Genomic DNA, 24,126 nt, shown 5'->3' on the forward strand with positions numbered 1-24,126 from the left:
TGGTTAAATACATCATTATTTCAAAATCCTGTTTCAATACCATGTTATTTGTATCAGGAATAAGAGTTATTCAGTTTTCATGCCTCTTACCAATCAATAAAGAAGCATATAAGCAACAGGTCTTTATTATTGTTCCTTATTATAAGAAGATTTACTAAACGGCATGCCTAAAGTAAATGTTCTCTTTACTTCCATAACATACGAAGAAAATGTAACTTTGCCTAAAATAGAAAGAGATGAAACAAATTACACGTCCACAATTTCTGATTGCCGCACCAACCTCGGGTACAGGAAAAACTACCCTAAGCATGGGATTAATGAAATTGCTTACCCGTAAAGGAAAAAAGGTACAGCCGTTTAAATGCGGACCGGATTATATTGATACCCGTTTCCATGAAATAGCTGCCGGATTACCATCGGTTAATCTGGATACATTTATGGCCACAGAGGACCATGTAAAACAATTATATCATCAGTATACACATGATGCGGAGATTTGCATCGTTGAAGGCATGATGGGATTGTTTGATGGCTACGACGGAAGAAAGGGTTCATCTGCCAATATCGCCCGCTTGCTGGATATTCCTGTTATTTTGGTTATAGATGCTAAATCGACTTCTTATTCGGTTGCCGCACAAATTTATGGGTTTAAGAACTTTGACCCTCAATTGCGGGTTGCGGGAGTTATTTTTAATCGCGTAGGATCGGAAAGGCATGAACTTACGCTAAGAAATGCATGTCAGGATACGGGTGTACCCTGTATTGGGTGTATTCGCCGGAATGAAGAACTAAGTCTGAAATCCCGTTATCTGGGTTTAGATATCAGTCCAAAAGAGAATAAACAAATCATTGAAGCCTGGGCAGATGTTATGGATGGACAAATAGACCTGGATTTACTTCTGGAACAAACCATGTGTCCGGTTCCTGTATACATCCCTTCTATTCCAAAAAGTCCAGATAAAAAGTTACGCATAGCCGTAGCTAGAAATAAAGAATCATTTGCTTTTATTTATGAAGAAACTATCACTAAATTCCGGGAGTTAGGACAGGTAATTTTCTTTAATCCCGAATACAACAAAAGATTACCTAAGAACATTGATTTATTATATCTACCAGGTGGATATCCGGAAAAAAGATTAAGAGAATTGGCTTTAGTATTCGATGCCAAGGATGAACTACTCAGATACAATATGCACAATGACATCAGGGAATATATTGAAAATGGCGGACGTACACTTGCCGAATGCGGAGGGATGATTTATCTGAGTAAGGGCGTTTACCATGATAATTTACCTGATCTCTATACAAGTATGTTGGAAGTATTACCTTTTACGATTGATGCCACAAAGTATAATAAGCGTTTAATTTTAGGATATCGTCAGTTCGAATACAATGGGCAACAACTTCGTGGACATGAATTCCACTACACACAAATATATGGGTATAGTAAACCTATATCTTCTGTAGTACAAGTATACAACGCAACAGGACAACCCATTGACACTCCGGTTTTTCGCTACAAAAATGTAATTGCAAGTTATACTCATTTATATCTGGGAGAAACAGATATCATGCAGCTATGGAATGATAATCAGAACTCTTAATTTCATATGAAACGAATATATACCAAAACCGGAGATCGCGGAACCACAGGTATACATGGCGGCGAACGGGTAGAAAAAGATGATATACGCATTGAAGCCAATGGATGTATTGACGAACTAAATGCTGTAATTGGTATTATCCGCTCACTTCTTCCTGCAGATCATCAATGGCAGGAGATGTTACATCATATACAATACGAACTCATGATTGTAATGAGCCATGTAGCCACTCCATCGGCTATTCGTGAAAGGAATCCGAATAAACTTTCGGAAACACTCGCCACATATTGCGAACAGGAAATGGATAAAATGACCGCCCAACTCGAGGATAACGGATACTTTATTCTTCCCGGAGGTACTCCGGTATCAGCACAATGCCAATTTGCGCGAACGGTGGCCCGAAGAGCCGAACGAAGACTCTGGACACTCAATCGGCAGGATACTGTGCCCAATGAAATACTTACATTTATCAATCGTCTTTCCGATCTCTTTTTCGTAATGGCGCGTTTTGATATGCAACAACAAAACTGGCCGGAAGAACGTTGGAAATCTTTTTCCTATAAGAATAAGAAGAAATGAACACAGTGGAACGTTGCCATCCTATAATGTTTGCCGGTACAGGCAGTGATGTAGGTAAAAGCATTATTGCTGCCGGGTTTTGTAGAATCTTCAAACAAGACGGATATACCCCTGCTCCATTCAAGGCACAAAACATGGCTTTGAACTCTTATGTTACATCTGATGGATTAGAACTTGGGCGTGCGCAAGCCGTTCAGGCCGAAGCGGCGGGTGTACCCTGTCATACGGACATGAACCCTTTATTGTTGAAACCATCTTCCGATCATACATCGCAAGTGGTGCTGAATGGTAAACCTATAGGTAATCGCAATGCCTATGATTATTTCAGAAAAGAAGGACGGGAAGAACTACGACAAGCCGTATATGATGCTTTTGATCGGCTGGAAAAGCGTTATAACCCTGTGGTTATGGAGGGTGCCGGAAGTATTTCCGAAATTAATCTGCGCGAAAGTGATCTGGTCAATCTCCCTATGGCTATCCATGCCGGAGCTGATGTAATACTTGTTGCTGATATCGACCGGGGCGGTGTATTTGCAAGTGTATATGGCTCTGTTATGTTATTAAACGAAGAAGAACGCAGGCATATTAAAGGCATACTGATTAATAAGTTCAGAGGAGATATCCGGTTGTTTGAATCGGGAGTTAAAATGCTGGAAGATCTTTGTGGCGTACCTGTAGTAGGTGTTGTACCTTACTATAAAGATATATATATCGAAGAGGAAGATTCGGTTGTACTTCAAACCAAACAGATGCAGGCTTCCTTAGGAAAAGTAAATATTGCAGTAGTACTACTTCGTCATCTCTCCAACTTTACCGATTTCAATGTATTGGAACGCGACCCACGGGTGCATTTATTTTATACAAACAACACGGAAGAGATCATGAAGGCAGATATTATCCTGTTGCCAGGTAGCAAAAGCACCTTATCAGATCTTTATGAGCTGCGCCGTAATGGTGTTGCACAAGCTATCGTACGTGCTCACCGGGAAGGTGCAACTGTAATGGGAATCTGTGGCGGCTACCAGCTTATGGGACAGGAAGTTTGCGATCCCGAACATGTGGAAGGGGAAATAGAAAGATTGCCGGGATTAGGTCTATTGCCTGTTACTACCCGTATGCAAGGAGAGAAGATAACCCGTCAGGTTAAATTTCGTTTCCTGGATTCTGAGGAAATATGTGATGGGTATGAAATCCATATGGGAACAACCACTCCTGTAGAAGGTATAGAAGAATCACCTTTAAACCATATCAACGACGAAATACGCACCGATGGATATTTTAAAGATTCCACTTGTATGGGAACCTACATTCATGGCATCTTAGATAATCCCTCTTTTATTGATTATCTACTGAAACCTTTTACCGATAAACTTGAGGAGACGACTTTCGATTATAAGGCTTTCAAAGAAGAGCAATATGATAAACTGGCTGATCATATACGCAAACATGTTGATCTTCCGCTAATTTATAAAATCCTAACCCACCATGATTAAAGGACACGGAGACGATATATACGAATATAAGCAACCAATCAAAAGTAATTTCAGCTCCAATGTATTTTATGGAGCCGATCTCTCCGGATTGAACGCGCATTTATGTAAGTGTATGTCATCCATAAGTAATTATCCTGAACCGGAGCCTTATACGCTGGAACACAAACTGGCAATGTTTCATTGTATACCGGCTGAATCTGTTTGCGTAACAAATGGTGCAACAGAAGCCATTTATTTGATTGCACAAACATTCAGAGAAACAAACTCGGCTATCTTCGTCCCTACATTTAGTGAGTATGCCGATGCCTGTCGCATACATAGTCATCAGGTCACTTCAATATACACACCGGAACACCTACCGGAAAATATAAGAATGGCATGGATTTGTAATCCCAATAATCCGACAGGCTCGGTTTGGGATAAAACACAGTTATCAACATATATCCAATCCCACCCACAAGTCTGTTTCGTCATTGATCAGGCTTATGAATATTTTACAGAAGATGACTTATTCTCTGCCGAAGAAGCCTGGCTTTTTCCGAATGTTATTCAGTTACACTCTATGACGAAACGGTATGCCATACCCGGTTTACGTTTAGGATATATCACTGCCCCAGCCGGATTAATTCAACGAATACGAGCACATCGTATGCCTTGGTCGGTAAATCAATTGGCTATTGAAGCCGGTTTATACCTCTTGAATCAGGATATAACTTATAATATTGAGCTACAGGATTATTTAACTGAAGCCAAGAAACTAAAAAGTGCACTGGAATCTACCGGAGCCATTGAAGTTTGGCCTACGGATACACATTACATGCTTGCCCGTCTACGTTTCGGGAAAGCAAGAGCATTAAAAGATTTTCTGGCCAATGAATATGGTTTTCTTATTCGTGATGCTTCAAATTTTGAGGGATTAAACGATGATTTCTTTCGAGTTGCTTCACAATCATCCGGAGAAAATCAAAAGCTTGTGGAATATATAAATGAATGGCTTGCCTTGTGATTACTACCATTTTATATATTGTTTTCCCATTATTAATCGGATGGGTACTGGATAAGATATTCGGAGATCCATCCCGCCTACCTCATCCTATCGTTGGCTTTGGTAAACTGATTGCCTGGGGTGAACACAGGTTTAATAAAGGAATGCATAAAGTTCTAAAAGGAGGCCTATGGGCTGGTTTTCTAATCCTGATGATTTTTACCCTTTCTGCATTATTTCTATATGGCATGGCTTCGATTTCTTTTTGGCTCTATCTGGCTATTAGTTCTATTCTTATTTTTTATTGTCTTGCGGGAACTACATTGATTCGTGAAGTACGAATGGTATTTCAAGCTGTTGATCGTTCATTGGAAGAAGGTCGAAAACAGGTTGGCCGTATCGTAGGTCGCGATACATCCGCATTATCTGCACAGGAAGTGCGTACGGCCGCTCTTGAAACGCTTGCAGAAAATCTTAGTGATGGGGTTATCGCTCCGCTCTTCTGGTATCTTTTATTGGGTACTCCGGGAATGTTGGCTTATAAAATGATTAATACTCTTGATTCTATGATCGGTTATAAAAATGAACGTTATTTGTTATTCGGACGAATTGCAGCTTATATAGATGACTTTGCAAATTATATTCCGGCCCGGATCACAGCCTGGCTTATGGTTATCGTCAGTGGTAAATGGTCATTAATGCAATTTGTTCGTAAATATGGCAGACAACATGCCAGCCCAAATTCCGGATATCCGGAAGCGGCACTGGCCGGAATTTTAAATTGCCGCTTCGGTGGTCCACATGATTATTTCGGAGAATCTGTGTATAAACCATATATTGGTGAGAATGAACGGGCACTAACAACAAGGGATATGAAGAAAGCAATGCGGGTTAATCAACGGACGGAAATAGTGATGATGTTAATTATAATAGCTATTCAACTATCAGTTTGTACTATATTTCTATTTCTATCACCTCACCATACGGTGGTATTGAGTTAAAAGCACCCTCCAGTTTTAATATTCCTGCATAAATCTGTGCACATATAAGTACTCCTCCATGTGCAAAGATGGCAACATGTTCGTGTCCTTGTTCTTTAAGTTCGTCTAGGAAAGAAGAGATACGTTGGAATTGCATCATAAATGATTCTCCCCCTGTTGCCGGCACATTCAGATAATCGTTAAACCATTGCTGCATCCGCGGGTCAGTAATTTCGTCAAACCGCTGCATTTCCCATTCTCCGAAATTGAGTTCTTTTAAACGATCATCGCGAACGGCGTCGGGATAACCGCAGAACGCAGCAAGGCGGGTGCAACGGGATAGCGGACTCGTAAATACCTGGTCAAACTTTTCTGTAGCTATGCGGTTATGTGTCACTGCGGCTTCTTCCGGGAATGTTTCTTTTAATGGTACATCTGTTTGACCATAGCAAATGCCTTTCGGCACATCGACAGAAGTATGACGTATTAGTTTGACTTTCATGGGTTTAGAATATTAATTTGATTATAGGTAAGAAGTACAACGCCCAGATAGAATGAGAGTTCGCACAACAAGACTGTTGCTCCGCAACAATCGCCGGTATATCCTTGCAAGCGTTTTTTCATCATCCGATATAACAGAAAGAAAACCAGAAGAGGCAATAAAGCGGCTATCCATAAGTGTGGAGGAAGTAAAGTCAGTAAAGGAGTGATACCACAAATTAAGGTAAAGAGAAAGATTGACCAATTCATCCGGTTATAGACTACTTTTATTTTGGCTTCTTCTTCCTTACGGGCATATGGCAGCACATTGATTAGTTGAGCGGCCACAAATTTCCCCCATACATCTCCTGCAATAATTACCAAGCAAACTAATGGAAAAGGAATAGCCATGAGCAGGCCCCATAAAAGAAGAAAATAAAAGATCAAACCGATCACGCCATAACTTCCGATATGGGAATCTTTCATAATCATCAAGGTGCGTTCTTTGGTTGTTCCTCCGCCAAAGCCGTCAAAACAATCGGCCAGTCCATCTTCATGTAAAGCGCCGGTAATCCATAACCTACTGACGATGGCCAGTAACAGTGCTATACTTAAAGGTAAAATCAAAGAAGCAGCCCATAGAACGGTAGCAGTAATCCCTCCGGTTAACCATCCTACCAACGGCCAATAGTTAACAACGGATTTAAAATACGCTGCCGGTACTTCTTTTATTCTCCAGAAGGGTAACCGGGTAAAGAAGATGAAAGCTGCCAGCACTCTCATCACTAAAAGTATTTGGTCACTTCGGCTCCACGGAAACTATCCATTTCATTGATCATCCGCACGGCAGAGTCTACAATAGGATAAGCACAAATTGCCCCTGTACCTTCTCCCAATCGCAAGCCGAGATTTAATAATGGTTTAACTTTCATGTACTCTAACAGCTGTTTATGGCCGGTTTCATCTCCCTGGTGTCCGAAGATAGCATAGTCTAGTACCTGCGGATAGAACATAGAAGCTACAAGAATACAGTTGGTCATGATGAATCCATCAACAAGAATAATCATTTTGAGTTCTGCTGCCTGTAGCATACCGCCGATTGCCATGACCATTTCCAGTCCGCCGAAATGAGAGATAAGGTCGAGAAGAGAGCAATCTCCTTTATAGTTGTCCATAGCCTTCTTCAAAACAGTATATTTGTGTTGAACGCCTGCATTATCCAAACCGCTTCCTGCTCCGACACATTTCTCTAAAGGAATACCTGTAAAATAGCTCATCCAGATGGAGGAAGGCGAAGTATTCCCAATTCCCATTTCGCCAAAGCTAATAATATTGCACCCATCTTCATGACTTTCGCGTACAATAGCAGCACCATGTTCAATGCATTGCCTCATTTCGGCTTTTGTCATTGCCGGAGCATAAAGGAAATTGGCTGTTCCTTTTCGCACTTTCCGGTCGATTACGCCACTACCGGCAGGAAAATCATAATCTACTCCGGCATCTACAACCTTTAGGGTAAAGCCATGCTGGTGGCAAAGAAAATTAACGCCACCGCCACCTTTGGGGAAATGTAGCGTTTGTTGCCAAGTCACTTCTTTCGGAGAAAAGCTTACTCCCTCATCGGCAATGCCATGATCTGCCGCAAAGATGATGTTATGCGGTTTTCTCAGTATGGGGTTTGTTGTCTGTTGGATTAATCCGACTTGAAGAGCAATATCTTCCAGAGTACCTAATGATCCCTTAGGTTTAGTCAGGTTATTTATTTTGTGGACTATTTTTTCGCGGATCGTATCGTCCGGTTTGGTAATATTAAATATTTTCATAATTATTATAATCTATTTTATTTTCATTGGAATGCCCGATACCATAAAAACAACCTGATCGGCATTTTGTGCGATATACTGGTTTATCCATCCTTGTAGATCGGTAAATTTACGCTGTATCTCATTCTCCGAAACCCCTCCCATCCCGATTTCGTTTGTTACAAAGATAAACGTTGCATCTTGTTCGGTGAACAGATCAAATTCCTGTTTAATGGCTTCAAGAGATTTGTCGACATCCGATTCAAGATCGAAAAAGAAGTTGGTGCACCACAAAGTAACGCAGTCTATCAATACAACGCGCTTTTCCAATGGATGGCGGCTTAACGCTTTCTCTTCTTCGATATTCGTCCACTCCTTCCCCCGGTGCTCCTGATGCCGGACTACCCGCTGGCGGAATTCCTCATCCCAAATCCGTGAGGTAGCTATATAAACAGGATTTGCCGAAAGAGACAAAGCCAGCCTTTCTGCATAACTACTTTTTCCGGAACGGGAACCGCCGGTAATAAGAATGATCTGTTTCATGTAGATTCAAAATAATGAATTACAAAGATAAAAGATCATTCCGAATAAGTTGATGGATAAATAAATAAAATCGAAACGTTCAAATATCAGTACAACGAAAAAAGGGAGATTAAAACGATGCGACGAAAATATATTTTTGATTCGACAGAAATTATTTTTTGATGCATCAAAAATATTTTTTTGTTGCATCATCGCAAAAACGCCATGAATACAAGGGATACAGAAGAGGGCTTAAATGTGGAAAAATACGTACAACCCATCTGTCTGTTTTCATCTCGACATGCATTGCATAACTTAATGCATTATACGAAGCTTTCTAAAATACGTGCTTTTAGTTCTTCTTTTTCTTGGGGTTCCAAGGTATACACCATATCTTCTCCTGTCAGAATGGCTTTTGCCTTTTCTGCTTCATTTGCCAACATAGAATATTCCTTCAAGAGGCCTTCCCATTTCATATAAGCCTCTGAAGAAATATTCAAAGCATAACAAATAAATTCATCATCCCTTAGGAAATCTTCTACCTTGTAATTAATCTTAGAGTTCACGCTATTGATAACTTTTATACCAATAAGACGCGAGTTCTATAGTCGTGTACTCACATTAATACCTATTATTTCAACTAATACCTATTTATCTTGCAATGCTACGAAGTTTGGTCAATCCGCGATGCATTAAATTGCGTACCGACTGGTAGTTCATGCTCATAATTTCGCAGATGTCTTCGTATTTTTTTTCTTCAATATAATATAAAGTAAGTGCCTCGCGCTGACGTGGAGAAAGTTGTTCCATCATGTACTTGATGGTATGGTTTTCTACTTGCTCCTGTTCCATTTGAAGATACTTCCGTTCCACATCATCCGTAGCCACCGGATCAACATCCTCGATTGCAGCACTCGACATATAAATCCGCTTACGTATTTCATCGCATATCTTATTTTTCAATGAGATGAAAATGTAAGATTTAAAATTCTCAATCGTATTCAAATCACTTCTTCTTGCATACACCTTCACAAAAACATCGTGGATACAATCTTTAAGTAATTCTTTGTCTGTAGTAAGTCTATGCCCGTAGTTATACAATACGTTAATATACAAATCGTATAAGCGGGAAAAAGCTCGGGTGTCGCCTGCCTGAAACTCGTTCAACAACTGAGCGGTCAGATCAGTAGTCTCATTCGTATTAGATAAAGTAGTCATAGGTTTCATCATCATAGCGCATTAGGTATTTCATGATGATGCAAATTTAAAGCACAACGCCTTCTAAGGCTGGGAAATTCTGGTAGTAGGACCGAAAAAACAAACACTATGCTGAACAACAGCTTTTTATCAGCAATTTCTATTTTAAACAAAAAAGCTGCCATTTTTGATATGGCAGCTTTTAAAGACTTATTTCTTACATAACCAATAAATTCCGGTTTTCCCGTTTGGAGATTTAAACCTGTAGTCTCCATTGATTTTCAGAGAATTATTTAATATTGAAATATCTCCCGTTGATGGATTTATGAATTTTACGATATACCTTCCGCTTGACAATTGAACCGGCACTTCATCATCAAACTGGGAATAAATGACACACCCAATATCAGATTTTACCAATAAACAATAGTTATCCGTACCTGTTTCTACCATTTCCATCTGCGCTACAGCATTCAGAAAAGCCTGGTCTTTGATAGGAAGTACCGGACAAGAACCTCCTGCCATCAGTACCGCCCATGCCATAGCCGGATAGTTTTGCGCATAATAGGTAACGGCTTTCTCCGGATATTTGCTACGATATTCACTTACAGCTTTATACGCTTCATTAAACGTAACCTTGCCTACTTTCATCTGGCGTGCATGTTGGCGAGGGGCCAGGTTCTTTCCACCTTCAGGAGCATAAACGGTACCATCATCTTTGTAGTGCCAATAACGTATATCAATAATATCAACTACAGCCGCACGTTTCGGATCATTCAATATTGCGTCTTGTACATCTTTGGTTGTGCTCAGCGCTACCAAAGCGTTTTTACCGGTTTCGGCTTCCCATTCGGCAATAACATCCAGCCAGAACTCCACAAAGTGTAGTGGTCCGGAATATTCTTCACTGATAAGCTGGATAACATTATCATTATCGGCAAAGTTGTTCAGACATTGGCGGATATAATTACGGTGTAGTTCACGACGTACCGGATGAGTTATATCATAAAATATATCAGCCACAAAAATACGTTTGTCTCCCGCAAAGTGTACAGGCTCCGGGAAATCGGTATGATTAACATTGTTTGCCGTACGCCATGGAGAATCGACCCAATGCGCACCGGCTTCCAATATATTATGCTGAAAATAGTTTTGATGGAAGAGTAATAACCCCGACGCTTCGCCTTTATCTGCAAAAGACTTCAAACGTGACCAGTACCAGGCATTCGGACGATTCAAGTCGTATTTGCTCATGCCATCCCAAGCCATTTTATCACTATTGGTACGTCCGAAAGGCTGCTCGTAGAGTGGTCCCCAGACATCTCCATCGCGACGACGGATACGTTCATGGTCATCCCGGCGACGATCGTACCATAAACCATAATTATGATCAAGTACCCGCACATTGTTTCTCTGCATGAAATCGACAACAGAGTCAATGCGATCCGTCACACCCTGCCCTTCTCTACCCGGAACAAAACGAGTGAGATGCGGACCAGCTTTCTTAATGGCAGGAGTACGCAATTTGCCACTCCACCAAGGCACGCTGATTCTGCTCCCAACCAATAGAGCGCCATCCATCGTTAATCGGCCATTCACAATATCAATGTGATGCGTAGTTTTGGGAAGTGCAGGGTTATTTTTAATCTTAATCTGATCAATGGATTTTAGCTGAGCAGGCACATCTATAGTAGCTATTTGTTGGTTAATCCACATTTCCAGAGTCAGTTTAGGCTTTTTAGCCTCCTGTGCCAGCTTCATAGCCACCTCAACGGTTGGACTACTCGAAGCATTCGTATTCATATGTAATATGCGGGCACGATCAGACATATCTTTACCTAGTCTTTCTGACAATTGAGCATAGAAGAAACTGCGAGGATGTACATGATTATTTGATTCCGCCCAGTCTCCATCACCAGAGAATTGCGCCCAACAACCATATGCTCTGTTCGCAGCATCCGTTACGGGTGAATAGCATTCTATCTCAGCAGCTGTACATTGCCAGAAAAGACTATTTGCGGTGTTCCATCCGGCTCCGTTTTTAGATTGTCCCAGATTTTTAAAGGAGAGGTCATGTCCATCAACATTCACAATATCAAATAAAACCCCACAAGCCCAGGAACTTACGGGGCCACTAAATCCAAATGATTCTTTGGTTTCGCATTGTACAAATGCATTAGGACCTGCCGCACAATATCCTATAGCAAAGTCATGGATACCATATTCAGAATAGCAACGCTGAAAGAGTGTTTGTTGTCCATAAGTCATAAAGGTATTTCTGCGCATTCCCCCGATTTCGGATATAGGTTCTAAAGAAATACAATCTTCTACAGTTATTTTAGAAGTACTTGGTTGAAGCACAACCGCACTCCCGGCAAAATGTTTGAAGTTTACTTTTTGTATCCAACAGTTTTCTGCATGTTCCATCGAAATACCTGTCCAACAGTGGTCTTCATCTTTTGCATATTGTTTATTATAATCTGAGGTAAGCGTCAGATTGGAGACTCCAACATTATTGATGCGTCCGGTCCATTGATAGGGAATAAGGAGAGCGTCACCATATGTCTTATCTAATGCCACAGTTAACGGAGCATCAAGAGTTACCTGATTACCTGAAACATTCGTTATGGTTCTATCCCAATGGATATCCATTTCTCCGGATTTCCATCCAAGTGCTCCAATGCCACCACCAAATACATCACAACCTAACGAAGCAATCCACTCTTTGGTCGAAGGGCGAACAATGAATACCCGGCTACCTTCCTGTAATTTTCCATGGGTTGCAATATCAATAATTGTTGTGTTGACCGGTACATAGGAAGTAGTTACCTGGAGTGTATCAAGTATTTGAATGTTTTGTTTTCCTTCAATATAGATCAACGCTCCCCGGTCTACGCCTTTTTTAAGCAATATCGTTTCGGTTTTTCCTGAACCTTGCAGGACAACTCCGGATGTGGTGATGAATAATTCTTTATTCAATTCAAATACACCTTTATCTAATAGAACGGTTCCGCGGAAACCATTTTTATTCATGGGCAAAGAGGATACATAATCAATGGCTTGCTGGATTCTGATAGAATTATCTCCAGACGAATGAGGTACAAATATGGCAAGAGGAACTGCAGGAATGTCCTGTTCTGAATTCATATATCCGCAACTGGAAAAATCCAGGATACGATTTCCTTTACTATCGGGTAAATAAGTCAGTTTACCATTCTCCACTTTTAAAGGAAAGGTTTGCGCTTGTAGCTGCGCAAACCCCAAGAGTATGAGAAGAACTTTGAATAAAATTAATTTCTTCATTATTAGTTTGAGTAAGTAGTTAGAAGTCAGTAGTTAGAAGTCAGGTCTAATTTTCACCTATACAATATCGTCTCATTTGCCTGGCTACTAACTCCTGACTTCTAACTACTAAATAGACGATTCAGAAATTATTTTGTAACCAGACCACCTCTCCATTCGTTCATATATTCCCTCGGCGTCTGATTATACTTCTTTCGGAAGCATTTGCTGTAATAACCCGAATCTTTAAATCCTACGGCATAAGCCACTTCGGAAATACTCATATCGGTATTTTTAAGTAGCTCAATAGATTTATTCAGACGTATTTCCTTTACCAGATCCACAGGTGCCAGTCCGGTTAAACTTTTCAGTTTTTTAAAGAAAGCGGAACGACTTAAACCGATTGAAGATGCAATGGTATCAATATTAAAATCGCAATTATCCATATTCTCTTCAATTACTTTATGGATTTTATCCAGTAACTGAACATCCTTCTTCACCAGGTATTGTTCGTAACTATCCGTTTCCTGGTTTTCCTGTTGCTGCCATACCCGTTCACGGAACAACTTACGTTCTCGTAACAACTGTTCCACCCGTGCAATAAGATAATCCTTGCTGAACGGCTTGGTAATATACGCATTAGCTCCCTGGCTAATAGCATTTGTTTTTGCTTCATCATCATTCTTAGCCGTCAGAATAATCACAGGGATATGACTGATCTGGAAATCTTTACGAATATGTTGCAGCATCTCAATCCCATCCATTTCCGGCATCATCTGATCGGTTACTACAATATCAGGATGATATAAATGTACTTTCTTTAGCCCTTCTACCCCATTATTTGCGGTATATACATTGAACTTATCTTCCAATTGTAACTTTACCAAGCTTGCAAGGTCTTTATTATCCTCTACCAAGAGCAAAGTAGGCAATGACGAATCAGCATAATCTTCATCGGTTTGCTCAACCGCACCGGAAGTTTCCGTATGGGAATGCTCCTCCGCTATTTTATCATTATCACTCACATAGAAATCTACTTCAGAAGATTTATAGTGATTTTTACCTAACAATAGTTCAATTACAAAGGCGGCACCCTTCTGTTGTTGGCTTTCGGCAATAATGGAGCCATGATGCAAACTCATAATCTCTTTAGACAAAGCCAAACCGATACCCGTACCCTGATAATATGCTCCACGAGCATTTTCAGCCTGAGAGAAACGTTCGAATATCTCACTCAACTTACTTTGTTCAATACCTACACCAGAGTCTTCAACGCGGATATAGCATTTCTTCCCGTCATCCGTAATCCCTATGCTGACAAAAATACGACCGCCGGATGGTGTGAATTTAAAGGCATTGGATATTACATTTCTAACCACAATACCCAATCTCTCTTTATCCGCCCAAAGCATAATCGGTTCATCCGTCAGATGGAAAGCATAGTCGATCTCGTTTTCTTCTGCCAATATCTGGAACTCTTTATGGAAAGAATTCATCATGACATTAAGGTTCATTTTCGACACATGCAGGCGCATTTTACCATTCTGTATCTTGCGGAAGTCGAGTATCTGATTCACCAGCTGCAACATCTGATCAGTGTTTTTCTCCATCAAATCAACATATTGTAATCCTTTAGGAGAAAGCTTTTCTTTATCTTTCAATTCTTGTATTGGACCCTTGATCAGAGTCAGAGGAGTACGTAGCTCATGAGAAATATTCGTAAAGAACTTTATTTTTAGTTCAGATAGTTTCTGCTCGATATAAATATCATTCTTCATTTTCATGAGTAATAACGCCAAACGAATACCGAAGAAGAGTAATACTGCACCTAAAATAATATAAATACAATATGCCCACCAACTCTTCCACCATGGTGGAAGAATAGTTATTTGCAATGTCCGTTCAGATAGTCGCTCGGGGTCCGCTTCATCAACACTTTGTATACGGAATATATATTTTCCCGGCGGCACGTTGGTATAGGATGCTATACGATTCTTACCATTGAAATGCCACTCTTTTTCATATCCTTCCAATATATATTTATAAGAAACCCGGTTAGGATTGAAATAATTGAGTGCTGTAAACTCTATAGCAAACATTGACTGGTCGTACTTCAGCGTAATGGCTTCGGCATATTTAATAGATTCTTGAATAATCGGATTATCCTTAAAGTTCCACAGTTCTTTATTCGATATTTTGAAGTCGACAATATACGTCTGATAGTCCATATTAAACGATTCGAGCTTTTCCGGATTAAAAACCAGAATACCTTCCCGGCAACCCAGCCAAAGATCGTTATTCAAGGTTCTTAACGCTGAACCCTCTTCCATCGTTATATTCAGGAAACCATCATACTTATCATAATTACGGAAGTGCTCGGTTTTCTTATCAAAACGAGATAAGCCGCTTTCTGTAGCCAGCCACAGGTTTTTCTTATCATCTTCGACAATGGAAACGATCACATCGGTATTTAATCCTTCACGCATACCATACGTCTTAAATATAGGCCTACGCAGAACATCGTCGTATTTTATCAATTTATTTAATCCACCTCCGAAAACACTGACCCAGATTTGAGAATCTGCATCTTTATACAGAACATAGATATCATTGTCGGCAATATTGGAGCTGGCACTTTGTTCGCGATAGGTTTCGAACACAATTTCTTCCGGAGAATTAAAGTTACCATCAAACGACATTAACCCATCAGTGGTTCCAACCCATATACGACCATTCTCATCCTCGGCAATGCTACGGACTTCCATATAAAGCCCATAAGGAGGATAATGCTTAAATCCATTATATTTATTTTTGAAAGTGATTTCCCCGGCTTCTTCCGAAACCAAGTTCAATCCACCTCCCATCAGTCCGACCCATATCCGACCTTTACTATCCTGACAGGTAAAATAAACGTCATTATTATTAATGGTAGAAAGTACGTTTACATCATTTGTGAAACGGGTAAAGCGGAATCCCTCAGGCGAAAGGATGTCCGGTTGTGCTTTTACCAGTCCGTTACCTTTTGTCGAAAACCAAAGATTCCCTTTATTGTCTTCCATTACATGGTACACATTGCCAATAAAAGAATGACCCGGAGAGAACGTTTGTTTCAATTGTCCATTACTATTCAGCCTGTAAAGTTCAGACCAACGCGTACCAATCCAGATATCTCCATTCCTGGCTTGAAATAACCCTCTTACTCCTCTGTTTTCAATAATTTTCTGGTCAGAGAACAATTGGGGTTCAAAGAGTTTGAATTGTTTTTTGGGGAAGTTGACCCTATAAACCCCCATAGCTGTTGAGGTTAGCCATAGAATACCCTCTTCATCAATCATTTGATCGAAGAATCGCTGATTCTGCATAATATCAGAGAATGGTTTTAGCTCGTTTATCGCTATCATAGTTAATTCTTCGCGATCAAACATCAATATTTCCCCAGCAGGTGATAAAAAGAAAATTCCTTGTTCACCCGCATCCTGATATTCAAACGAACCGATAGATGGTCCTGGAGCAAACTGAAAACGTTTGGATGTTTTGTTTAACGGATCATAGTAAAACAAAGCGGTTTCATTTTCTACAAACCAAACCTTATCGTATTTGTCGACAAATGAGTTTAATACGGTTGATGTTTTAAGATCTATAGACAACTTCTGTAGTTGCTTATAGCCAAGATCATATTCATAAACTCCCTGATTCTTAACAGATATACAAGCTATACCGGATGGGGTAACAAGAATATTCTGAATAGCCTCCGAGATACCAAGCAAATTGTATTTATTTACTGTTCCCGATTGCAGGTTGATACTATAAAACTCTCCGTTTTTATCTCCCAACCATATCAGTTCAGGGGTTTCATAAGCACAAGTAAACACTTCATTGGAAGTGGTCGCTATTTTACGCCAGATAAAATCGGCAGGTTTATCCCGTAATTCTTCTCCCTTACGGCACGAGAATATCTTATAGTCCTGACCTATCCAACTGATATATTCGGCCGTTTCTACGAAGACATTATATTTAAGACGGGAATCATGGGGCGTAATATCACCACTGGCATCATGCAGAAGTTTAATTTCGATCTTTCCGTCCGGGGTAGAATAAGCGCGCAACAGGTTTTTGTCTTTGGTCAACAATAGGACTTCTCCATCCGGAGTATTCTGGATCTTAATGATCTGTGTATTTCCGGAATAGTCCTTCACATCATCATATACGGCATGGAAGCGTTCGTAGTGTTTATCAAAGATATATAGTTTGCGGTCGATGGTCTTGATCCATAAAAATCCATTTTTATCTTCTACAATGCTTTGTATCTTACGTGGAGGAATATCAGAATAGGAGCCTTCCCGGTTATTATAGGTTTTGAACCTACTACCATCGAAACTACATAATCCGTACCAGGTGCCAAACCACATGAAACCATCGCTCCCTTTCAGTGAACAGTTCACAATATTATTGGGCAATCCTTGCTCTACGCTGTAATGTTCGACAATAATATTAGGTTCCGCTAAAAGCCGAAAAGAAACGAGTAAAAAGAATAAAAGTGCAAAGTGTTTTTTCATGGTTAATTAGTGCATCAGATGACTTAGCCTGATTAAAGTCAAAGATAGCCAAAAAATAATAGTACAACAACGTGCCACTGTGAAATTATTAAAAAGAAGAGGTAGCAGACGGATTGATTTACCATATAAACCCACTAACCTAACCCTTGCCGTCTGCCACCTACAACTTTTTATTAAAAACTGATATAGAATTACTTTATTGTTTTGCACCGAATTCTGTTTGTTGACGCTCTACCTCAATCAACATTTTGTCCTTTTCTTCTTCTGTCAAAACGGTTTTATTAGAGCTTTCATTGGATTGAGTTGCAACCGTAGGTGTTGCTTTTCTATCCTGTTCCACAAAGCAAAAAGGTAAATCGGCTGGAATACTTTCAAATTCAATTTCTGCCGGAGTTGGAGCAAGTGTTCCTTCAAATTGCACGCGGGCTTTGACTTTGATCTTTCCAGCATTACGGGTAGAACGGATCAATACCGGTGCAGAACCAAACTCTACGGCACGTGGATTTGCTCCGATGTGTTCATCGCCAATAATCTCACCTTCTCCTTCTATAGTAAATACGATATTATCTTTAGCCAGGCGACGTACATTTCCACTATCATCCGTAACCTCGACTACAACTACAATAAAGTCAGAACCATCGGCAACTAATTCTTTACCTAACCGGTCAACGTATAAGCGTAGTTTGGTAGAACGACGGGATGGCATTTTCTTTTCAGTACAAACCACTTTACCATTGATAATACCTTCCACAACAAAGTTTACTTTTTGCCAGTTCTTTTGTATATAGCTATACTCGCGGGCTTCCCAGAAATCCCAAACGTTTTCAAAGATAACAGGAGGATTCGGCATATGACCCTTAGCATGAACTACAGGTTTAATCCACGTTTTAGTACCATCATAAGCTGATAAACGAACGGAGTCGCAGTTGCTGAACACAATGACATCACTATCCGAGAAAGCTGACATCTCATGAGCTACGTACACCATCGGCAGCGAGGCGCTGCATCCAGGTTTCCATGCGGTATGAGACAGTTGATCAGTATTAACTAAACCAGACTGTGGCACTTTGCCACCTGTCTGACTTTTGAACATATAATAAGCATATTTGGGCTGACGGAAAGCATCAAACAGACCTCCCCAGTACGGATCGGGATGATAACCACGTTGATGGTCGAATGCATGCCATTGCGTACCACCGATAAATCCACCACTGGTGTGGTACATTTCATCGTAACTGTTGGCTAAAGAAAGTGCCTGAACCAATTGCGGGCGCTCGCCCCAACTGCGACTGGCTCGGTTGTTATTGTTATGCGCATACCAGTCATCTACCTTCTCGCCAAACTCACGGGTAAAGATGTTCTGTTCGGCTACTCCTTTTGCATCATCGCCGGGCCAACCATAAACCACATCATAATTGTCCTTCACGCCGGCAGAGTGTACATCGGCAGCAGCTACGGGGCGTCCGGGATATGGAAATTCGTCCTTTGTGATTTGCAAGGCTTCCAATGCGAATTCCAATGGATAACTGGTTTCGTTCAGGATGGGTTCCCACATCAGTACAGAGGGGTGATTGCGATCACGGCGAATCATTTCACGGGTATTCCGATGCACAAGACGTGCAAATTCAGGGTCTTTATTCCAATACTGCCAACCCGGAGTGGCTACTATAACAAACATTCCCAGTTCATCGCAGGCATCCATAAACGAAGGGTCCATTGGATAGTGCGCCACACGGATAATCCGGCAACCGGCGTCGTGTAAACGTTTAGCATCACGCCATTGTTGCGAGTTAGGAGCGGCATTGCCTACATATGCAAAATCCTGATGCCGATTGGTTCCCACCAGTTGGCCGTAAGGCTTATCATTTAGCCAGAAACCGTCTTTCCCTTTGAACTCGGCTTTGCGAATACCGATACGGGTAATCCCGCCATCCAATGTTTCTTTACCGGATTTAATACGGGACTCGACATGATACAGATAAGGAGTCTCAGGCGACCAAAGTTTGGGATTCTTTATGATAACCTGTTGGCTCACGGGTTTAGACTGTCCGGGAACTAGAGTCAATTTACCGGATACGCGTTTAATAACTATTCCTTCGGCATCCGTCAGGGTAGTTTCTACAGTAACGGTTTGGGACTGTTTGCTACTGTTCTTTATATCCGTATCAATATATACGTTTGCACTTCTACTGCTGATATTATTATAGTGTACAAAGACACCACCACCTGCAACTTTATCTGCTTCTACAGCATCGGTAATGGCAACAGGAGATTTGGCGATCATCCAAACATCCCGGTAGATGCCTCCATGATAGGCGAAGTCGAGAGTGTACTGACGTTTGCCCGGCGGATAATTTTTATCATCGCTATTGTCGGCAAATACAGCTATCAGACAGTTATCACCGGGCTGGCAACCATTTTCCGTGAGGTTTATAGTGAAAGGCAGATACCCACCAAGATGTTCCATGATCTTTTTACCGTTCAGAAAGACGATTTGTTTACCCATAACGGCTTCAAAATGGATCGTAACAGCTTTCCCTTTGGTTTCGGCAGGTACGACAAAACGTTTACGGTACCATGCCGGACCTTGATAATTACGGCATCCGCTACCTTCGGCGGGCATAAGCTCAACGGTATGCGGTGTCGATACGATTTCCCATGCCGAATCATCGAAATTCACAGCTTCAGCTCCTTGCAGATCACCTTTATAATAGCGCCATCCGGGATTGAAGTTATAAATCTGCCGGCCGCTTCCGGACAAAGGGATAAAACCGGCAACGGACGTTTGAACAGTATTGATCTTCGATTCTATACGCGATGTTTCTGCCGACAATAATGAGGGAGTAAGAATAAGTAGGAGTATAAACAGATACTTCTTCATAAATTATGGGGTTTTATTGATTATTTCAATGTCCTGTCTACGGGATTCGGGAGTTACTTTCAGAACCGTAACTTCCCCACCCTTAAGTTCGGCCTCTATAATGGTCTGACCGAGGGCATGAAGTTTAAAACGTACATCCCACTCCAACGGCCATGCCGGAAACAGGTAGATTTTATCGCCATTGGTTTGCAGAAGCATTTCCTGTAAGCCAATCATTCCGCTGCCTCCATGATTATGATCGGGTGTCCAATCATATCCGGGGCCCCAGAAAGCCGGAAAGCGGTGCGGACCATCGGCTAACTTTAATTTGGCCAGGCGTACAGCTTCATTGGTCAGACCCATACAGGCTGCCCAGATGTTATCTTGTTTCCACCCGGTATGGGAACGGAATTTAAGAGCATCGGGATCGTAAAGATAAGTATTGCGGGCTATATCCAGGCTGTCTTTTCCAACGCCATAGATACGCCAGGGATAAACCGGATAGAGCTGTGGAGTTTCAACGTTATTGATGCGTTCCCAGGTTTTGGCGGGAGAAATCATTTCCTTACCATCTATCATACGGAATGGCATTGGAGGAATGGTTTTCAGCATCTCAGGCTTTTGCCCATAGGTTTCGAGAACTGTGCGCAGGGCTGCGATGGTGCTCGAAGCGTTGTTGGTCATTTTGTATGTTTCGCATGCCGAACCGGGGAACAAAACCAGGTGTCCATCGCCGTCGAGGTCTTTACGACCGCGTCGCGAGGCGCGATAGCGATAGTGCTCATCAAAGAAAGTCAGGCAGCTCTCTATCAGGGGTAGATAGGAAGTGATATCTGCGTGGTTGTAGTTGCGGGTTTCAAGAATCATTTGGCAGAATTCGAGCACCGTATCCCATTCATACTCAAGCCATGCATTATATTCCAGGCCTTTATCGAACCATTCGGGACGTTTGAATCCGTATTCCGCCGGATTGGGCAAACCAAAGTTCTCAATCTGTTCGGCAAAGCAGGCGCCTTTATGCCCCCAGTATGTTTCAGAGCGTAGTTCGGCATTACGAAGCATCCGGTTGTAGAAGTCGAACTGCGCCGGCATCATATCGGAGTCGCCACTTTTGAGCATAGACCAGTAAACGAGGCGTTGATTCTGGGCGGTCATAGTACCACCACCCCATTTACGGTAATCGGGAGTAAAGGCTTGTTTTTCGTCCACAAAACAGGGGTCAAAAGTGAATAGTCCGCCATTAAATTTGGTCGGTGCGCTGCCATAGGCGTTGCAGCCCAGCATGTAACGGAAGAGCGTATAGTTGCGGGTTATTTCTTCGGCTTTGCCTGATGCTTGTATGTAGCTGCGTTGCCAGAAATCATTCCACCACATGCGCGATTGCTTTTTATCCTTCGCAGATATGCGCGCAATAGTAGCATTCAGACCAGCGTGCCAGGTGTCGATGTCCGGTGTTTGTTCGGAATGAAGTGCAATACGGATATGTTCCTTTCGTACAGGCTTGAGCGTGCGGAATTGCCATGCGCGGTAATCGGTTCCGGCATATGCGTCATCGGACGTACCGATGTATTTGAGGTATTCTCCCCAGAGTTTACCGCCGAAAGTAAGGTTGGACAGCGGGTTCATCATTTGCGATTTCACAGCTTCCATGCCTTGCTGGGCAACGACAACGTCAAAAACGGTTTCCTCCGGGTTGCGGTGATAGAATACGACACTGTTTCCCTCTACTTTAACGTGGTCTTTTGCGGTATAGCTGTCTTTCGGCGGCGCCCATTTGTAGGAGTTCTGCTGACCTTCGCCTTTGCGGATAATCCGGTCCTGATAGCGCCAGTTTTCGTAATAAACATCGGCCGTTACCGGCGTGCGACTATTGAGTTCGAGATGGACAACAGGCTGAAAAACATCTGCCCAAAGTTGAATAGTTATTCCTCCGGCGGCAATTTCAACATATCCGTCGTTGAGTTTGAGTTCCTGTCGGAAGTCATTATTATCCGTGAATGGATTTGGAGAAAGACGCAGACGTATGCGTCCCTGTTTTAGCATGCAGTTGTGTTCGTCAAATGTCCCGCTACGACTAATGTAGAATAACAGATCGCCGTTTTCTACCCAGACATTCATGCCGATATCTCCGCCGCCACATGGCATGGACTCGGAAGAGTTTTTACTGAGGGTATTCCAAATAACAGAAGGAGCATGCTGGCTCCGAAGAGCCGACACGCCAACTAACACTATAAATACAAGAAAAAATCTCTTCACTTTAATTACTTTTAATTGTTTTGGAGTACCTACCACCTCAAGTCCTCTAGTTTCAACAACAAGCGGTATTGAAAACTTAGGCGCCTTGCCTCACCGCTACCAGTTGTCTGTGCGAAAAGAAGATACGGGCAGGCCGTTACCGCCATATAAATCTCCCTTCACATAGTTTTCGAACGCGTAACGCACAGCAACAGGATGTTGCACCTTATCACTTTTTACGTGGACTTTGCTTCGCGATATCCATGCCCTGGCCGGATAAAATACTTTATCCTCGCCGGCAATGGTGAACAACTTCGACTCACCATCTTTGGCGTTCAGCCACATGAGCGAACGTTCAAAGGTGATGATTGCGGTGTCACCCTGTATCTCCATTGATTTATAATAAGGACTATCTCCTTCTACGCCTTCAATGCCGTAGGTTTTGTTGAGCGCCAGAAAAGCCAAACGCTCTCCGGCAATTTGTTTCTGAGTCGGATGAATTCCTTTTTCCATGCCGACATCCAGCAAGACAGCCATCCCCGTGTTAGTAAGCCGATGCTCGGCTTGCATCTGTGCTTCGCGCAGGTAAGCAGAGTTGATGACTTCTTTGCCCGGTTCGGTTATAATGCCGTAATCATAAGGAGCAATCTGGCAATAATAAAAAGGGAAGTCACCTTGCTTCCACTCCGAACGCCATCCGTTTACTAACGCTGTAAACATATCGGCGTATGTATGGGCGCGGTTATAATTGTCTTCGCCCTGATACCAGATGACACCACGCATACTGATGCCGATCAGGGGATGTAGCATTCCATTATATAATACAGTTGGCGTGCGGTTCTTTGATTTTATATCTTCTTCGGTACGCGGTATTTTTGCATCAGGAAATGCCTTGAGCCATTCCCCGGTCATCCAGGCCTCGGCTGCCGAACCACCCCAGGCAATAACGATAAGCCCCACAGGAACGTCTGTTATTTCTTGTACAAGGCGGCCAAAGTAGTAAGCCGTTGCACTGAACTCATAGACACTGGCCGGGGTGGCTTCGTTCCACTGGCCAACGACATCATGCTGTGGCTTCAGGGTCGAGGTGCGTTTCGCGGTGAACAGACGGAGGTTGGGGTTCTTGCTCCTCAGAACATCCATATTGGAGTTATCAATCGGTTGATTCTTGAAGCCTTTCATGGGCATCTCCATATTGCTCTGTCCGGAGCAGATCCAAAGCTCGCCAATCAGAATGTTGTTCAAGATAAGCTCTTTACCATCGCTGATGGTGATCGTATATGGACCACCGGCAGCAGGAGTGGGAACAGATAGTTTCCAGTTTCCTTGTGCATCGGCGGTGGTTGTATATGTCTTATTGTCCCATCCCGGGTCAACGGTTACTTGTTTGCGCGGGGTTGCCGTTCCCCAGAGGTTGGCTTGGGTTTGTTGCTGCATCACCATGCCATCGGAGAAGAAGGTAGGCAGCTTAACTTCGGCAATAGCCGGAAGAGAAACAACTACAGCTAATAATAGGATAGTAGTTAATCTTTGTTTCATCAGGTTATTCAT

Annotated in this window: 16 protein-coding genes; 5 read left to right on the plus strand and 11 right to left on the minus strand. The window is 42.0% G+C overall.

Going from position 1 to position 24,126, the window contains the following annotated elements:
- Positions 1-236 precede the first annotated feature (236 nt).
- From D0T87_RS08305 to cbiB, 5 genes are read left to right on the plus strand one after another with little or no spacing between them, the layout of a single operon-like run.
- Positions 237-1,604 (plus strand): cobyrinate a,c-diamide synthase, encoded by a 1,368-nt coding sequence (locus tag D0T87_RS08305; RefSeq protein ID WP_163174662.1) that lies wholly within the window; start codon positions 237-239, stop codon positions 1,602-1,604.
- Positions 1,605-1,610: 6 nt separating this feature from the next.
- Entirely contained in the window at positions 1,611-2,183 is a 573-nt protein-coding gene (locus D0T87_RS08310; RefSeq protein ID WP_163174663.1) for a cob(I)yrinic acid a,c-diamide adenosyltransferase, read from the plus strand.
- Positions 2,180-3,676 (plus strand): cobyric acid synthase, encoded by a 1,497-nt coding sequence (locus D0T87_RS08315; protein WP_163174664.1) that lies wholly within the window; start codon positions 2,180-2,182, stop codon positions 3,674-3,676. Before D0T87_RS08310 ends, D0T87_RS08315 begins: the two co-directional genes overlap by 4 nt.
- Complete coding sequence (locus tag D0T87_RS08320; RefSeq protein WP_163174665.1) at positions 3,669-4,682, plus strand: threonine-phosphate decarboxylase; 1,014 nt, start codon at positions 3,669-3,671, stop codon at positions 4,680-4,682. The genes D0T87_RS08315 and D0T87_RS08320 overlap by 8 nt, the downstream gene beginning before the upstream one ends.
- The gene (gene cbiB, locus D0T87_RS08325) at positions 4,667-5,662 is read left to right on the plus strand and encodes an adenosylcobinamide-phosphate synthase CbiB (RefSeq protein WP_163174666.1); all 996 of its coding nucleotides are present in this window, start codon (positions 4,667-4,669) and stop codon (positions 5,660-5,662) included. The genes D0T87_RS08320 and cbiB overlap by 16 nt, the downstream gene beginning before the upstream one ends.
- Here cbiB and cobC read toward each other — a convergent pair.
- The 11 genes from cobC to D0T87_RS08380 form a co-directional block, all read right to left on the minus strand.
- Entirely contained in the window at positions 5,616-6,143 is a 528-nt protein-coding gene (gene cobC, locus D0T87_RS08330) for an alpha-ribazole phosphatase (protein ID WP_163174667.1), read from the minus strand. The two genes, cbiB and cobC, sit on opposite strands and share 47 nt — an antisense overlap.
- Positions 6,140-6,904, minus strand: a complete 765-nt coding sequence (locus tag D0T87_RS08335) for an adenosylcobinamide-GDP ribazoletransferase (protein ID WP_163174668.1) — start codon at positions 6,902-6,904, stop codon at positions 6,140-6,142. Before D0T87_RS08335 ends, cobC begins: the two co-directional genes overlap by 4 nt.
- A 2-nt stretch (positions 6,905-6,906) precedes the next feature.
- On the minus strand, positions 6,907-7,944 hold the full coding sequence (cobT, locus tag D0T87_RS08340) for a nicotinate-nucleotide--dimethylbenzimidazole phosphoribosyltransferase (protein ID WP_163174669.1): 1,038 nt from the start codon (positions 7,942-7,944) through the stop codon (positions 6,907-6,909).
- A gap of 12 nt (positions 7,945-7,956) precedes the next feature.
- A complete protein-coding gene (cobU, locus tag D0T87_RS08345; RefSeq protein WP_163174670.1) occupies positions 7,957-8,466 on the minus strand; it encodes a bifunctional adenosylcobinamide kinase/adenosylcobinamide-phosphate guanylyltransferase in 510 nt (169 codons plus the stop codon).
- Between the two features lie 302 nt (positions 8,467-8,768).
- Positions 8,769-9,011, minus strand: coding sequence for a hypothetical protein (locus D0T87_RS08350; protein ID WP_163174671.1), 243 nt, complete (start codon positions 9,009-9,011; stop codon positions 8,769-8,771).
- Between the two features lie 85 nt (positions 9,012-9,096).
- Positions 9,097-9,675 carry an RNA polymerase sigma factor gene (locus D0T87_RS08355; RefSeq protein ID WP_163174695.1) on the minus strand — a complete coding sequence of 193 codons (579 nt, stop codon included), beginning with the start codon at positions 9,673-9,675 and terminating at the stop codon, positions 9,097-9,099.
- A 177-nt stretch (positions 9,676-9,852) separates the two neighbouring features.
- On the minus strand, positions 9,853-12,945 hold the full coding sequence (locus tag D0T87_RS08360) for a DUF6298 domain-containing protein (RefSeq protein ID WP_163174672.1): 3,093 nt from the start codon (positions 12,943-12,945) through the stop codon (positions 9,853-9,855).
- Between the two features lie 128 nt (positions 12,946-13,073).
- Complete coding sequence (locus tag D0T87_RS08365; protein ID WP_163174673.1) at positions 13,074-17,480, minus strand: two-component regulator propeller domain-containing protein; 4,407 nt, start codon at positions 17,478-17,480, stop codon at positions 13,074-13,076.
- A gap of 196 nt (positions 17,481-17,676) precedes the next feature.
- Entirely contained in the window at positions 17,677-20,361 is a 2,685-nt protein-coding gene (locus tag D0T87_RS08370; protein ID WP_163174674.1) for a glycoside hydrolase family 2 protein, read from the minus strand.
- A 3-nt stretch (positions 20,362-20,364) separates the two neighbouring features.
- Complete coding sequence (locus D0T87_RS08375) at positions 20,365-22,596, minus strand: DUF5703 domain-containing protein (RefSeq protein WP_163174675.1); 2,232 nt, start codon at positions 22,594-22,596, stop codon at positions 20,365-20,367.
- A gap of 96 nt (positions 22,597-22,692) precedes the next feature.
- Positions 22,693-24,114, minus strand: a complete 1,422-nt coding sequence (locus tag D0T87_RS08380; RefSeq protein ID WP_163174696.1) for a sialate O-acetylesterase — start codon at positions 24,112-24,114, stop codon at positions 22,693-22,695.
- Positions 24,115-24,126: the final 12 nt, after the last annotated feature.

This window comes from Bacteroides sp. 51 (genome assembly GCF_010500965.1).
Taxonomy (GTDB): Bacteria; Bacteroidota; Bacteroidia; order Bacteroidales; family Bacteroidaceae; genus Bacteroides.